The sequence below is a fragment of the Paenibacillus sp. BIC5C1 genome (assembly GCF_032399705.1).
In the GTDB taxonomy this organism is placed as follows: Bacteria; Bacillota; Bacilli; order Paenibacillales; family Paenibacillaceae; genus Paenibacillus; species Paenibacillus taichungensis_A.
The window spans coordinates 214,949-228,907 of record NZ_CP135922.1 but is presented as its reverse complement, the minus strand read 5'-3'; the positions used below and the strand labels follow the sequence as shown (position 1 = coordinate 228,907).

Here is a 13,959-nt window from a genome sequence, read left to right as displayed (position 1 = left end):
CGTAAAAAGGCTTCACCACCCGTGAACATCTCATCCTTATCTGGCGTTATAACGATCCAGGGCAGCTTGCTGAATTTCAATAGCCCGTTTCACGTTAAATTTGTTGATCTGATCCACAAACTTGTCAAAGTTCTCAATCGGCTCAACCCCAATGACAAATTTGACGAACATCTCGTCCCGGTAGGTCCCAATATCACTCATGATCTTGCTGTCCTCCGTGGATTCTTCTGTTGTCAGGCTGGTCGGAGGAAGGCCTACCTTCAGCGTATTCTCGCTGTATTTGGAGAACAGAACCGCTGCATCCTTCTGCTGTTGGAGCTGATAATATTGCTCGTTGTACCGGTCATCATCCTCCCCCACAAAGGGGTAGTTGGCAATAAAATGTTTGGCCATGGCTTGAGCAACCGACAGGCCGTCCGGATTTTTCAAAATCTCATCCGTATAGGTCGGGTAACCGTCCTTCATCGTATAGGTGAGGCCCTCCACACCGAAATTTTTGAGCATATGTCCTTCTTCACTGAAGAAATAATCGAGTGCTTTGACCGTTTCTTCGGGATGCTTGTTGCTATTGGTGAGCACAACGCCGCTACTGCTCCATTCCCAGGAACGTCCGGTAAACATCGGCTCATCACCCTTATTCAGTACTGGATATTGGGTAGCGGTTAGGTTGGCGTTCGGATCCGTTTCCTGCAGAGCGGGCAGGTAGCGGCCTACACCTCCACCGATGAAGGTGAAAAACGCACCCGCTTGACTGCTCAAAATTTTGGCGTCGTATGTTTTCTGATCATTGGTAGCAAAATCGGGATCAATCAATCCCTCCTGATACCAGCGATGGAACATCGTCAGAAATTCCTTATATTCCGGCTCAATGGGCCCATAGACCACCTTGCCATCTTTCATAAACGTATTATTCGTGATGCCGTAAGCCTCCAGATATGTCGGTGCCGCTGGTCCCATCGTGGTCATTTTGGGTGGTGCACCAAACAACAGGGGCGCTGCTACGCCTTTTTTCTCCTTGAAGGCCTTGAGTACCGTCTCCCATTCTTCAATCGTTTCCGGTTTCTCCAGCTTCAGCTCATCCAGCCAATCCTGGCGAATGAACGTACCGCCGAAGGTTTTGTATTCCCCCAGACGCAGATGCGGTATCGCATAGATATCTCCGTTGTCGGCTTTTAACTGTTTGGCAACCTCGGGATTCTCCTCCAGGATCTTTTTCAAATTGGGAGCGTATTCATCAATGAGTTCGTTCAGTCGAATGATGATACCATCATTGAACAGCTTGGCATAATCTCCATTGACAAACATGGCATCAGGCAGCTGATTCGAGTTAATCATGACATTGAACTGTTCGGTTTCGGCACCCACCGCAGGATGCTGGAATTCAATTTTGGTATTGGTCTTCTTCTCCCATTCCTTAATCGCCGTGATTTCATTCATGCTCTTGAGTGTGATGGAAGCATTGGTATTCATCGACATCCAGATTGAAATGGGGGTAGGTCCATCTCCTCCTGCTTCACCTGAACTTCCATTGTCTCCTGAACAGCCCCCAAGAGCAGCAATACTCATCATTAGGCAGATTCCAATTGTCAGTCGTTTTCTCCATGACCTTTTCATCACTTCACGTCCCCCCATTGAATGTGTATCGTGGATAAGCAACCCTGTCATCGCTCCCCATAAAGGTACCGCTTGCCCGATATAATGGCTATCCTCCATTCTTGCAGATATATCCAAAATTTGATATTTCCTTATGCAGCGCAGGATTTGCACATAAATTCAAGAGATCAAGATCATATTTCCAGATTGATTGGTTAACAAAAAAGGTGAAGGAGGCCTTCCCCAAATAACCCGTTTGGTCAAATCGTCTAGAAAAATATTGAACCAGCCACATCGGTTTAGTAAACCTTACGTTTTGTAAAAACATACAACAAAAAGCCTCCTAATCTACATCCCTGCAGGTTAGAAGGCCATATTTATTTTATACCCATTCAACTCACCGTAAGGTGTTGGATCGAATTCTTTATGATAAGCCTTTTAAAATTCTTCGTATTCACTCGGGTCCTGATTCCACAACCGTCCATCTTTACGATGATAAGAAGAAATGACTTCCATTTCCTTCTCGCTCAGCTCGAAATCGAAAATATTGATATTCTCCTGTTGGTGTTGAAGCGAGCCTGCTTTAGGGATCGGAATGGAACCAAGCTGGGTATGCCAGCGCAAAATAACCTGCGTACCCGTTTTGCCATGAGCCTCGGCAATACGTAGGATCTGCTCATCTTTTACGATATCCTGTACTGCATCATTGCCACGTCCAATGGGACTCCACGATTCGTTAACAATGCCATGCTGTGAATCCTTCTCCCGCTGATCGGCTTGATCGAAGAATGGATGCAGCTCAATCTGATTCAGACTTGGCGCTACTCCCGTCTCCTTAATCAGGCGTTCATTGTGTTCCGGAAGGAAATTGCTAACTCCAATGGAACGGATGTATCCGCGTTTTTTGGCCTCAATGAGTGCTTGCCACGCTTCCACATACATATCCTGCTTCGGATTCGGCCAGTGAATCAGATACAGATCATAATAATCCAGATCTGCCCTGTATAGAGATTCCTGGATGGCTACGATCGCCTTATCGAAGGCATGGTAACGCCCTGGCAGTTTAGATGAAATGAGTAGTTCTTCTCTGGAAACGGAGCTCTGCTTAATGGCCTTCCCGACAGTCGCCTCGTTCTCATAGTTATACGCGGTGTCAATCAGTCGGTAACCTGCATCCATCGCGGACGCAATGGATTTAACGCCTTTTTCTCCTTTTAAGCTATAGGTACCAAAGCCAATGGCAGGTACTTTTAAGCCATCATTCAACGTATATTCCGGAATTGTATGATTCATCTGTAAACTCTCCTTTGCGAAAGATATACTAAAACGATATGGAAAAGGTGATATGCCCTCTCCGTTTATTCTACCCCTCCATATACGGATGAATCAAATATAAGCCACCACCCCGTTATATGGGATGATGGCTTTCTCGTCTAATATTAATAGAGGCAAGTCGCCTCTTTATTCAAGCGATGAGATCGGCGTGGCCGATAACGACCGATTGCCCATAAAGTCCTGAATGGCCATAGCAGCCTGCTTGTACCCGCCAGCATCGCGTAGCGTTTTCCCAATAACCTCAGCATGTTCCTTATAGGAGACATTGCCGAGCACCTCTAGTACCGCGGTTCTCAGCACGTCAGGTGTAAGGTTATTTTTATCCACGATGACCCCTGCTCCGAGCTCCTGCACCCGGCCTGCTACACGCGGCTGATCCGAGGTTAACGGGAGCATGACCAAGGGTACATTATAATACAAAGCTTCGCTTGTACTGTTCATGCCCGCATGTGTCAGAAAAGCATCTACACCCTGTAGCACTTCCAATTGTGGGAGATAGGGTCTGATGATGAAATTGTCAGGAATGAGATCCGCAATCGGCTCCAAATCAGTATCCTTCCCTGAAGACAGTATAAACTGCACAGGCAAATCACCGAAAGCCGTAAAGCACAGCTTATAAAAATCAAGATCCTTGTTTAAAATGGTTCCCATTGAAATATAAACCGCCTGTTTATAAACGACATGCAGAGATTCCTTGGCAAAGGATGGTGCATCCTTGCGGGGGGTAATTGATGGGCCGGTGAAGACATAGCTGTCATCCAGCTTGTCCCCCATGGGTTGAAAATAACGGCTTGTATAGACCAGCTTTAGTTGTCCTGGATGCCCTGAAAGATCCGCCAGAGAAGGCACAGCTACATTGAACTGGGAAGCTAATTGCTGGGACATCTCGATGATGCCGTTATATAGCTCCTTGACCTCCTCATCGTCATCCTTCAGTTGATTTTGATTACCTGATCCGAGAGGCTCCACAAAAACAAAAGTGGTGGTTGAGCACACTGCTGGGATACCCAGCTTTTCGCCTAAAATTTGTCCTCCCCAGCCTATTAAGGAGTCAAAAATTAAATAATCATAGGTTTCATTTTCGATCAGATTCAGAACATCCGGAATAAATCGTTGAATAACTTTTTTCAAAACCATATATAAAAATTGGTAAGGGTGCTTGATTTCAAAAGGCTTCATATCCGGGTTGTTGAGCAGGGTTGCCTCGTTGAAGGAGTATGCTTTAAATTGTGCGCCTAACGCTTCTATCTTCGTCCGGTATTTTTCCGTACAACAGTAAACGACCTCATCGCCGTTCTCTACCAGTTCCTTGATTATTCCGAGCGTCGGATTGATATGCCCTTCTGCAGGCATCATTACAACTAATACACGTGCCACGAAATTCACCTCCATTAAATTTTCCAATCTTCAAAGCGGACATTTTATTTCTAGCTTCAAGATAATAGGTGCAAAATAAAAACTGGAAATTGTGCCCATATGAATATACTATTAATTATTTCCATTTTTGTAAATAGTATATATGTCACTTTTTAAACAAAAAAAGCACCATTACGGTGCTTCCTCTGTTCATATTTATATTGGATCGGCTACATAACCTATCTCAATATCCTCTCGAATATTGGGGGCTTTCTTTTAGTTGCACGATATCATGACCTGTTGGGTTTTGGAAGGCACGAAGGCCAAATGTCGGCGCAACAGCGAAGATATGGTCAAAGATATCGGCTTGAACCGATTCATATACACCCCAGGTGATATCATTGCTGAATGCATAGATTTCAAGGGGTAGTCCGTTATCTCCCGGCGCCAACTGTCTCACGATCAACGTCATATCCTTATGAATTTTCGGATGATTCCTCAGATATTGATGGATATATTCTCGGAATACACCGACATTCGTAAGCTGTCTACCATTCACAATGCTTTCCGTATTAATATGATGTTCTATATTGTATTCGTTAATTTCATTTAATTTGGTCTCGAGATAATCGGTAAGATAGTGGATCTTCTGAAATTCCCCAATCATTTCCTTGGTACAGAAGCTGATGCTGCTTGTATCGATATAGACACTTCGCTTAATTCTTCTGCCACCGGATACCTGCATACCTCTCCAGTTTTTGAATGAGTCCGAGATGAGAGCATAGCTCGGAATCATGGTGATCGTTTTATCGAAATTCATAACCTTTACCGTATTTAAAGTAATATCGATGACGTCACCGTCGGCATTATATTTGGGCATTTCTATCCAGTCACCCACACGCACCATGTCATTCGATGATAATTGCACACCTGCCACCAGTCCCAGTATGGAATCCTTGAAGACGAGCATCAGAACGGCTGATAACGCGCCAAGTCCGCTCAGAATAATTAACGGATTCTGACCAATGAGGCTCGAGATGACGATAATGCCCCCAATGATGAAAAGAACGATCTTGGCCACCTGAATGTATCCCTTAATCGGTCTGATCTTGGAGACTTCATAGGAACGATAGATGGTATCAAAGGCATTAAGCAGTGCATTTAATACCGTGATGGTTATGACGATCATATAAGTTAAAGCTGCCTTTTCAATCAAAGCTTGATAGGACGGGAAGACATACGCAGAATAATAAATGATAATCGCCGGTACCAGATGCGAGAGGTTGTGGAACACTTTTTTCTCCACAATGATTTTATCCCACGTGTACCGATTGTTGTTGATGATTTGGATAATAATCTTCAGTACGATTTTTTTGGCTATAAAATTGGCCAGTATGGAGACCACAGCTATAAATACCACCATGATCAAATTTGAAAGATATCCAATGGTTTGTTCACTCATGCCAGTTCCGTCTAGTTGATTTTTGATAAAGTCCATTGTATCCTCCTGACGCGGTTTATATTAACTTATTATTATAAATTACATTCTAGTACGAAGTAAAATTTCAAAAAATTACAGTGATCGTTTGATGGGGTACAGGATACTTGCCTCCCTCATGAGTATCACGTCACATAAATGGGCTAATGTGCATAGACTGGGCTAAATATAAACCAGATCCTTGCATTGGAGATGTGAACATTGAGTAATCCAAAAAATAAGGCTAAGACTCAGCAATTCCCCATGAAAAAGCTTTCTCCCGTAAGCATGGTAACGGAGCTTCCACCTGTCCGCGGGCATGTAAGAACCTCTGCCTCAAATCCGAATAAGCCTATCCATAATGAAAAGGGTATATCATCGGCTATTGATGCATGCGTGGACCGTGCTTTTCGTATTCCTATATTTTTGAGTACAACCAACACGGTAAATGATCTGCAAGAGCAATTTTTGAACCGTTTGGTTAGGGAAATTGAAGATGCATTGCTCTTTCCCCGCACTTTGCCCGTTAGTGAACAATACCCGGAAAACATTCTAACGAATATACGGCGTCTGGTTTTTTCAAGCTATGGGTTGCTCGCAATCAACTTCCGCAGATTTTATGTTCAAATTCTGGATTCCAATGTGGGCGCTTCTCCAACGACCACTCCGTTCTGGGAAGGTTCGACCTTTTCCCAAATCGAGCCTGCCATGGCCTTTCAATTCGGCATTCCAATCTTATTGGTGAGAGAGAAGGGAACGGACATCAGTAATGGGATTTGGGCTGGAGGAATCACACCGCTCAACATCTTTATTGACTGGGATTCCGAAAACCAGTCCGTAGACGATTTCTTTAACAGTGTTCAATGGAGAGAAGTCTTTGCCTATTGGGCGGCGGAGGTACGGGGTAACTATTTGCTTCGCACGGAACCTCTGTTCAATAATTAATATGAGTCAAGAGATTTACTGATATTTTAGATGAGATTGTTGCGTAGATTGCACTGCGTGTGCTCGTCCGCTTCACTTCCTGTGCGCGGGCTGACTTTCGTTTCGCCCTTCTTTGTACTTATAGATGCCAGTTTATTTGATGTGACCTCAACCATACGATTTTACCATCCCCGACAAATTTTACGAAAAAGAAAAAAAGCGACTGATACGGTCGCTTTTTTCAATTTTTGGTGGAGGCATAAGAAGCGCCTTCGTAGTTATTGTTAAAAACATGATCCTATATGACTTGCCATAGACATCGCCCATTTAATGTAGTCAAGAAGTGTATGTTATCGTGAATACACCTGTACAACTTCATGTATTTTTTCGGGTTTTAAAGATGTGCAAATCGATTCTTCCGTTTGAAGGGTAAGAACAGCACCGGCAAGTCCCAGCTGGCACGCGCTGTGAAGCGATTCATTGTTCATGATTCCATATATGGCACAAGAAGAAAACGCGTCACCAACCCCAGTGGTATCCACAATATCCGTCAGGAAAGAAGGCAGATGTCCAGATTCCTCCGAGGAAGAATAATACACCCCCTGATCGCCAAGCGTAATCATAACTTGTTTAACGCCACGTTCTCTAATTTTTTCACACGCGATCTGGCAATCCTCAATTGAGTCAATTCTCATGTCGGCAAGCACCTCTGCTTCAACCCGGTTGGGGAGCAACAGTTCTACTCCGTCAAGACGAAATGGAAGTTTGTGCGTCTTGGCAGCGGATGTAGGATCTATGTACAAAGGAATATGTTCATCAGCACAACGTTTAATGATATAGCTGATACATTCCTCAGGAATATTCGTATCCAAAAAAACGGCTTGCGAGGAAACGATGTAGGACCATTTTTCCTCAAACATGGATGTTGTCATTTTTTCGTATATATGCATATCATCCATCGAGACCACGCTCTGACCGGTTGGATCCAGTAGAGTGATAAAAATCCCCGTCCGCTCAGTTGGCAGCACCCAAACTTGACTAACATCAACACCTTGGCTCTTTATTTCATTCAGGATCCAGTCGCCTTCTTTATCATCTCCGACACAAGTCATAATGGAAGTATTACAATTGAGCCGGCTTAAATTTTCAGCAACGTTGCGTGCTGCGCCGCCGCAGGATTCATTGATTTTCACCGGATTGGATGAAGAATAACTGATCATCTGATTCGATCGCGCTTTCTTGTCTATGTTGGCCCCTCCAATACAAACAACCGACGATTCCTCCCGTAAAATATAAGCCCGTCCCTTGATTTCACCGCGCCTGGTTAAGCTGGCAATATAATTGGCAACCGTCGGACGGGACAGGCCCACTTTAGCGGATAACTCTTGTTGTGATATGAAAGGATTCATTTTTATATAGTCTAAAATTTGTTTTTCTTTATCCACGAAGCAACCTCATTTCTTCTTATATTCCTCAATACGACCTCGTGTTTGTCCTCCATATTCATTATACAACTAAAACTGCCTCCAGAATAAATTCGTGTTGTTGTGCCATGCAAGTTGTTGCAATCCTCATAAGTTGTTATATATATCCAACATTATGATTTGAGTTTACGTATTGACATATCAAAATGTAAGCGTATACTAAACTTATGTTTTTCAGATAAACATTTGTTTGTTGATATTAGGAGGTGTACGTTGGCTGTTAATCATTTTGTGGACGGACAAGTCAATCTTGCATGAGACATTGGCATTAACATGGAGGAGATATACATGAATTTTGTTTTCTTACTAACCGGCCTTCTTCTTGTATTTATTATTGGTTTAGCAGTAAGCAACAACCGCAAAAAAATAAAATACAACCGTGTTCTGATCATGTTGGTCATACAGATCCTTTTGGTATACTCCATGATGAACACAAGTATAGGGATTATTGCGATTACAAAAGTAGGCTTGTTGTTTGAAAAGTTGATGGGGATTGCCAATGCGGGAATACAATTTGTATTTGGTGGCTTGGCGAATGAAGGTCAAGTCCCGTTTTTCCTTGGCGTGTTAATGCCTCTTGTGTTCATGTCTGTATTAATTGGAATTCTGAATTATATCAAAGTATTACCTTTCATCATTAAATATTTGGGTTTATTTCTAAGTAAAATCACGGGTATGGGCAGACTTGAAAGTTATTTTGCCATATCTACATCTGCACTTGGACAACCGGAAGTATTTTTAACCATTCTTAAACAAATCCCTCTTCTGTCCAAAGAAAGACTATATACGATTTGTACATCTGCGATGAGTGCAATAAGCATGGCGATGGTTGGAGCATACGCCAAGATGCTGGAGCCCAAGTTTGTTGTAACAGCAGTTGTATTGAATATTTTCAGCGCTCTTATCGTTGCCAATATTATTAATCCATACGATCTGAATGAGAATGAGGACTTAGTTGAAATCGAGGAAAAAGAACGGCTTCCATTCTTCCGAATGGTTGGGGAAAGCGTAATGGATGGTTTTAAAATCGCCATTATTGTTGGCGCCATGCTGCTGGGCTTTATTTCCTTAATGGAATTGATCAATGTGATTTTCCAAAGCGCATTACACGTTTCATTCGTTACGGTAATTGGTTATATTTTTGCGCCAATCGCCTTCTTAATGGGAGTTCCATGGGCAGAAGCTGTACAAGCAGGTGGAATTATGGCTACCAAACTGATTACGAATGAATTTGTAGCTATGTTAAGCTTTGGGGATATATCGAACCAATTCTCTTCGAAAACGGTCGCTATTGTATCTGTTTATTTAGTTAGTTTCGCAAATTTCGGAACGCTGGGCATCATCTCCGGATCCATCAAATCGATTAGCGACAAGCAAGGAGACCATGTTGCGAAGTTTGCTCTTAAATTGCTGTTAGGTTCAACATTAGCATCTGTTATTTCAGGCACTATGATGGGACTTGTTATGTAAATAAAACGTAGAGGTGAAATATATGACAACAAGAAAAGTGATTATGGATTGTGATCCAGGACATGATGACGCCATTGCAATTATTTTAGCTGCTGCGCAACCGGAATTGGAGATTCTAGCGATTACAACCGTTTCCGGAAATGCAGAAATTGAAAAAACGACTCAAAACGCTTTACAAATTTGTGATTTGATATCGTTAAATGATGTTGTGGTTTCAAAAGGAGCCAGTGAGCCTTTGGTCCGATTACGTGAAAATGCTCCTGGTATTCATGGGGAGTCAGGCCTGGATGGTCCCAAGTTTCCCGAACCTTCCCGCAGCTGGAGCGATGAACATGGTGTTGATACCATCATTAGACTTATAAAAGAGTCGACAGAGCCGGTTACCCTTCTTCCGACAGGACCGTTAACCAATATTGCATTAGCTTTAACCAAAGCACCGGAAATTAAAAGCAATATTTATGAGATTGTACTCATGGGCGGCGGAACTATTGGCAACTGGACACCAACTGCTGAGTTTAACATTTGGGCTGATCCAGAAGCCGCAAAAAAAGTTTTTGATAGCGGTATTCCAACCGTAGTAATGGGACTGGATATTACACATCAAGCCTTGGCGACCAAAGAAGTCATCGACGAAGTAAATAAAATCGATAATCATGTCGCTAAAATAGTGGGCGAACTACTCGTATTTTTTGCATCGACCTATAAAGAAATGTTCGATTTTGATGGGGCACCTGTACACGATGTCTTAACTGTGGCCTATTGTGTGGCACCCGAATTGTTCAAGACTAAAGATGTAAATATTGTCGTGGAAACGAAAGGTGAGTATACCGCAGGAACAACCCTAGTTGATCTGCACGGGGTCACTGGCAGAAAAGTTAATGCCAAGTTTGGCTTAGAACTTGATGTAGACGGTTTTTGGAAACTAATGATTGACGCACTTAAAAAATACTAGAAGCTAGTGATAGCTCCTTTGGTTTGCTTCGTTGAATTTTGATTGGCTTTTTTCAAAATTTCCTGGAGGTGTTTTTCGATCTTCAAACGTCTTGATCACCTCCATTTTTATTATCGTTAAAGTTATTATATTAAAACTGAAAAGCCACCATCCAGATCACTGGGTGGTGGCTTTTACTTACTCTAATGGAGGCGAGGGGAGTCGAACCCCTGTCTTGCTCTCGTTAAGTTGTCCTTAAATGATTTAATAAGTATCCAAAATGCTTAACTGGCGAGGCATTGCGACGATAAATTTGTTATCTATTATCGTTTAAAATTATAGAGAATTATATTCATTTAATTCATTTGTCTACCGTTGACTACAGGAATCGGACAGGAAACTTGCATAAATACTCTTTCTAACATCATGACTTAGCCATCTGATTTCTGTAAATCGCTCAGATTCAAACTTCGATACAACTCAAGTTGCTTAGTTAGAAAAAATAGTTCATCCTTTGTTAAGTTAGCAATAGACTCTCTCTTACCAAGATCATACACCTCGCGATATTTGGCTTGATCTTTTTCATCACTGAGAAAGCTAATTGGATTAATCTCCAATATCCCATCCTGAAACTTTGTATATTCCGCCAAACCGCCTCTAGCCATATATTCAGAAAGCGAACTTATCATTTCAGTCTTTTCCTTCAGGCTCATGTTTGACATCACTTGTACAATTATATCCTCATAATTCTCAAGCAGCTCGTTTTCATTATTATGAATTGGCTGCATCATAGCAACAATCAATTCCTTATTGCTAAGAAGCATAGTTGTAAAGGATTCGAACAGCTTGTCTATTATTGATTTAAGAAACGGGGCTCTTTCTGCATATGAAGATAGAATCAGTTCTTCTTCATCCCCATTCAACACTTCTGCCAACGCTTTATTAATTTCGTCTCCAGCAGGAGGTAACTTACCGTTTTGTAGCTTACTTATATATGCTTTATTAGTAGCTAGCCCTTTTTCTCTTAACTTAGACTCAATCTGGCTTAGTGATAACTCCGAATTATCTATATATTGTCTTAGCAATTCACCATAAGAAAGCATTATAAACACCTCATAATAATGATAGTTTCGTTGTCATAACAAGTCAACTGGTGTTTTTAGTTGACAACATACTATTCTTGTGATAATTTTGTTATATAAAAACAACGTTGTTTCAATATAACTACATAATGTGAGGAGGAAAACTCAGATGGCACTTCGCAACGATATTATGAAGATAGCAATTCTAGTTATTTTAATATTTCTTTTAGTAAAGTATCCTGAGCAAATGGGCAAATTTCTCTCTGTTGTTCTGGTTGGTTTCGCCGAAATTTTGGCCAAGCAATTTATTGGCAGTATGAGTTTTTAAATTCTATAAAAAATAGAAACCTTTCCATAGATGCTTAGGGTAGGTTTCTATTTTTATTGATTACTATGTTCCAATAGCCGCTCATACTCTCTAAGCCTCCTATAAAACGTTCGATGTTTCATTCCCAATTGCTTCATAGCAAACGTAGCCGTTATCATACCAGTCTTCCACTCCTGATAAACTTCAATGAATGCTTCGTTTATTTCAATCTTCGGGCGACCAAACTTGACTCCATCACTCTTAGCTACTTGAATTCCCTCTGCCTGACGTTGCTTATTTTTCTTCCTTTCCTGTTCAGATACATATGCCAGTAAACTCAAAAATTGATCCTCCATTACTTTTCCAAAATCACCCATAGTTTTAAATTTTCTTGAATCAAATAGAGTCTCGTTGTCCAGGCAAACAATATCTGCCTTCACTTCACGAGTAACATACTTCCACTCATTTATAATTCCCTCATAATCACGCCCTAATCGATCCAAGGCATCAATATAAATTAAGTCGCCTTCGCGAATCATTAAACGCATAGCTTGATATTGTGGCCTATTAAAGTCCTTTCCACTTAGCTTATCAACAAATATATATCTTCCATCAATTCCTATCTCTCGAAATTTCAAAAGTTGCCTTTCCGGATTCTGATCTTTAGCCGATACTCTGCCATATCCCATTATCACAATTTACCCCTCCTAAAATTCCTGCCAAAAAGTATGTGTTATCTATGGCACATGCCAATAATAAATTATTGACATTTTGGCACGTTAAGTGATGCGCTTTAAAGGCGTGCCTAAAAGCATGCTTTAAGACACACAAAAGGAAGCAGTACTGCTTCCTTTTGTGTGTCTATTTTCATATCATCGACCCCTTAATGCATCACTCATTAGGTTTAATGTATCCTTGTGAGTTTTATCAAATACATGAGTATATATTTTATTAGTAGTGCCTATGTCTGAGTGGCCTAATGCCTCAGAAATTGATTTCAAGTCCACTCCCTCATTGTGTAGCACACTCGCGAACGAATGTCTAAGATCATGAAGACGAATTTTAGGAAAATCATTTTTTTCAAGAAATTTCTTGAACTGCTCTGTGACTGAGTTCACTCGATAAGGCTTTCCATTATCATGACAGTAGAGGTAACCAGATTTATCATACTCAGTTCCAAACAATATCTTCATTCCCTCATGTTTAGCTTTTAAATTTGATAGTAAACAGTGAAGGTCATCACTCATATGAAGTGATCGCCTACTTTTATCGGTCTTCGGAAGTTTTGTTATGACCTTGTTACCTGCACTTGTACGAACCTCTTCAATATGAATTTTCCTTTGATCCAGGTCAACGTAATCCCATCTAAGGCCAACAATTTCTTCTCTTCTAAGCCCCAAATGTATAGCTAGGTTAACTGGAACCTCCAATCTTGTATTCTTTACCTTTTCCAGCAGTACAAAAAGTTGTTCTTTAGTATAAGCTTTGCCTTCGAATCTTCTCTTTTTTGGTAAAGATACAGCATCAGCCACATTCCTATGGATTAACTGCTGTTTCAAAGCATAATCCAAAGTCTTACGAATGAGTGCGTGATGTTTATGCACTGTATTTGGGGATAAATCTTTCTCCTCCATAAGAGCTTTATAATATTGTTGAATATGTCCAGGCTGGAGCTTTTGCAGTTCAAGAATTTTGAAAAAAGGAGCTATGTGCTTATTCAGAATATTCTGATACCCATAAATCGTAGTCTCCTCACAATTGTACCTCACATAGTTATCCATCCAATGATGGATCGTCTCTACAAATGTCATTCCACTACTTAGCACCATAAGATTACGGTTTTGATTATACTCAAACTCGTTAAGAAGCTTTTCAGCTTCCTTTTTTGATTGAACTGTAACGTATTCTCTTAATCTCTTACCGTTTAAATCTTTACCTAACTCAAATGTAACTCTATATTTGTTGCCTATCTTTGAGATACTACCAGCCACTCTAGACTC

The 13,959-nt window shown here is 41.2% G+C and carries 12 protein-coding genes; 4 read left to right on the top strand and 8 right to left on the bottom strand.

Features of this window, described 5'->3' with window-relative positions; genetic code table 11:
- Nucleotides 1-36: 36 nt before the first annotated feature.
- The 4 genes from RS891_RS01070 to RS891_RS01055 form a co-directional block, all read right to left on the bottom strand.
- Complete coding sequence (locus RS891_RS01070; protein WP_315794203.1) at nt 37-1,731, bottom strand: extracellular solute-binding protein; 1,695 nt, start codon at nt 1,729-1,731, stop codon at nt 37-39.
- 300 nt (nt 1,732-2,031) lie between these two features.
- Nucleotides 2,032-2,886, bottom strand: coding sequence for an aldo/keto reductase (locus RS891_RS01065; protein WP_315794202.1), 855 nt, complete (start codon nt 2,884-2,886; stop codon nt 2,032-2,034).
- Between the two features lie 168 nt (nt 2,887-3,054).
- On the bottom strand, nt 3,055-4,305 hold the full coding sequence (locus tag RS891_RS01060) for a macrolide family glycosyltransferase (RefSeq protein ID WP_315794201.1): 1,251 nt from the start codon (nt 4,303-4,305) through the stop codon (nt 3,055-3,057).
- Nucleotides 4,306-4,528: 223 nt separating this feature from the next.
- Complete coding sequence (locus RS891_RS01055; protein ID WP_113056308.1) at nt 4,529-5,782, bottom strand: mechanosensitive ion channel family protein; 1,254 nt, start codon at nt 5,780-5,782, stop codon at nt 4,529-4,531.
- A gap of 201 nt (nt 5,783-5,983) precedes the next feature.
- Here RS891_RS01055 and RS891_RS01050 point away from each other — a divergent pair, with 201 nt between their 5' ends.
- On the top strand, nt 5,984-6,706 hold the full coding sequence (locus tag RS891_RS01050) for a hypothetical protein (protein ID WP_315794200.1): 723 nt from the start codon (nt 5,984-5,986) through the stop codon (nt 6,704-6,706).
- 329 nt (nt 6,707-7,035) lie between these two features.
- Here RS891_RS01050 and RS891_RS01045 read toward each other — a convergent pair whose 3' ends face one another.
- Nucleotides 7,036-8,130, bottom strand: a complete 1,095-nt coding sequence (locus tag RS891_RS01045) for a carbohydrate kinase (RefSeq protein ID WP_315794199.1) — start codon at nt 8,128-8,130, stop codon at nt 7,036-7,038.
- 327 nt (nt 8,131-8,457) lie between these two features.
- Here RS891_RS01045 and RS891_RS01040 point away from each other — a divergent pair, with 327 nt between their 5' ends.
- Nucleotides 8,458-9,639, top strand: a complete 1,182-nt coding sequence (locus RS891_RS01040; RefSeq protein ID WP_315794198.1) for a NupC/NupG family nucleoside CNT transporter — start codon at nt 8,458-8,460, stop codon at nt 9,637-9,639.
- Nucleotides 9,640-9,661: 22 nt separating this feature from the next.
- Nucleotides 9,662-10,591, top strand: coding sequence for a nucleoside hydrolase (locus RS891_RS01035; protein ID WP_315794197.1), 930 nt, complete (start codon nt 9,662-9,664; stop codon nt 10,589-10,591).
- Between the two features lie 410 nt (nt 10,592-11,001).
- On the opposite strand, the gene RS891_RS01030 is transcribed toward RS891_RS01035, so the two are convergent.
- Nucleotides 11,002-11,673, bottom strand: a complete 672-nt coding sequence (locus tag RS891_RS01030; RefSeq protein WP_315794196.1) for a hypothetical protein — start codon at nt 11,671-11,673, stop codon at nt 11,002-11,004.
- Between the two features lie 148 nt (nt 11,674-11,821).
- Between RS891_RS01030 and RS891_RS01025 the strand changes: the two genes are divergently transcribed.
- Nucleotides 11,822-11,980: a hypothetical protein gene (locus RS891_RS01025; protein WP_315794195.1), complete on the top strand. Its 159-nt coding sequence runs from the start codon at nt 11,822-11,824 to the stop codon at nt 11,978-11,980.
- 53 nt (nt 11,981-12,033) lie between these two features.
- Here the strand turns inward: RS891_RS01025 and RS891_RS01020 are convergent, their stop codons facing one another.
- Both RS891_RS01020 and RS891_RS01015 read right to left on the bottom strand, forming a co-directional pair.
- Nucleotides 12,034-12,648, bottom strand: a complete 615-nt coding sequence (locus tag RS891_RS01020; protein ID WP_397386925.1) for a recombinase family protein — start codon at nt 12,646-12,648, stop codon at nt 12,034-12,036.
- 183 nt (nt 12,649-12,831) lie between these two features.
- Entirely contained in the window at nt 12,832-13,950 is a 1,119-nt protein-coding gene (locus RS891_RS01015; protein WP_315794193.1) for a site-specific integrase, read from the bottom strand.
- Nucleotides 13,951-13,959: the final 9 nt, after the last annotated feature.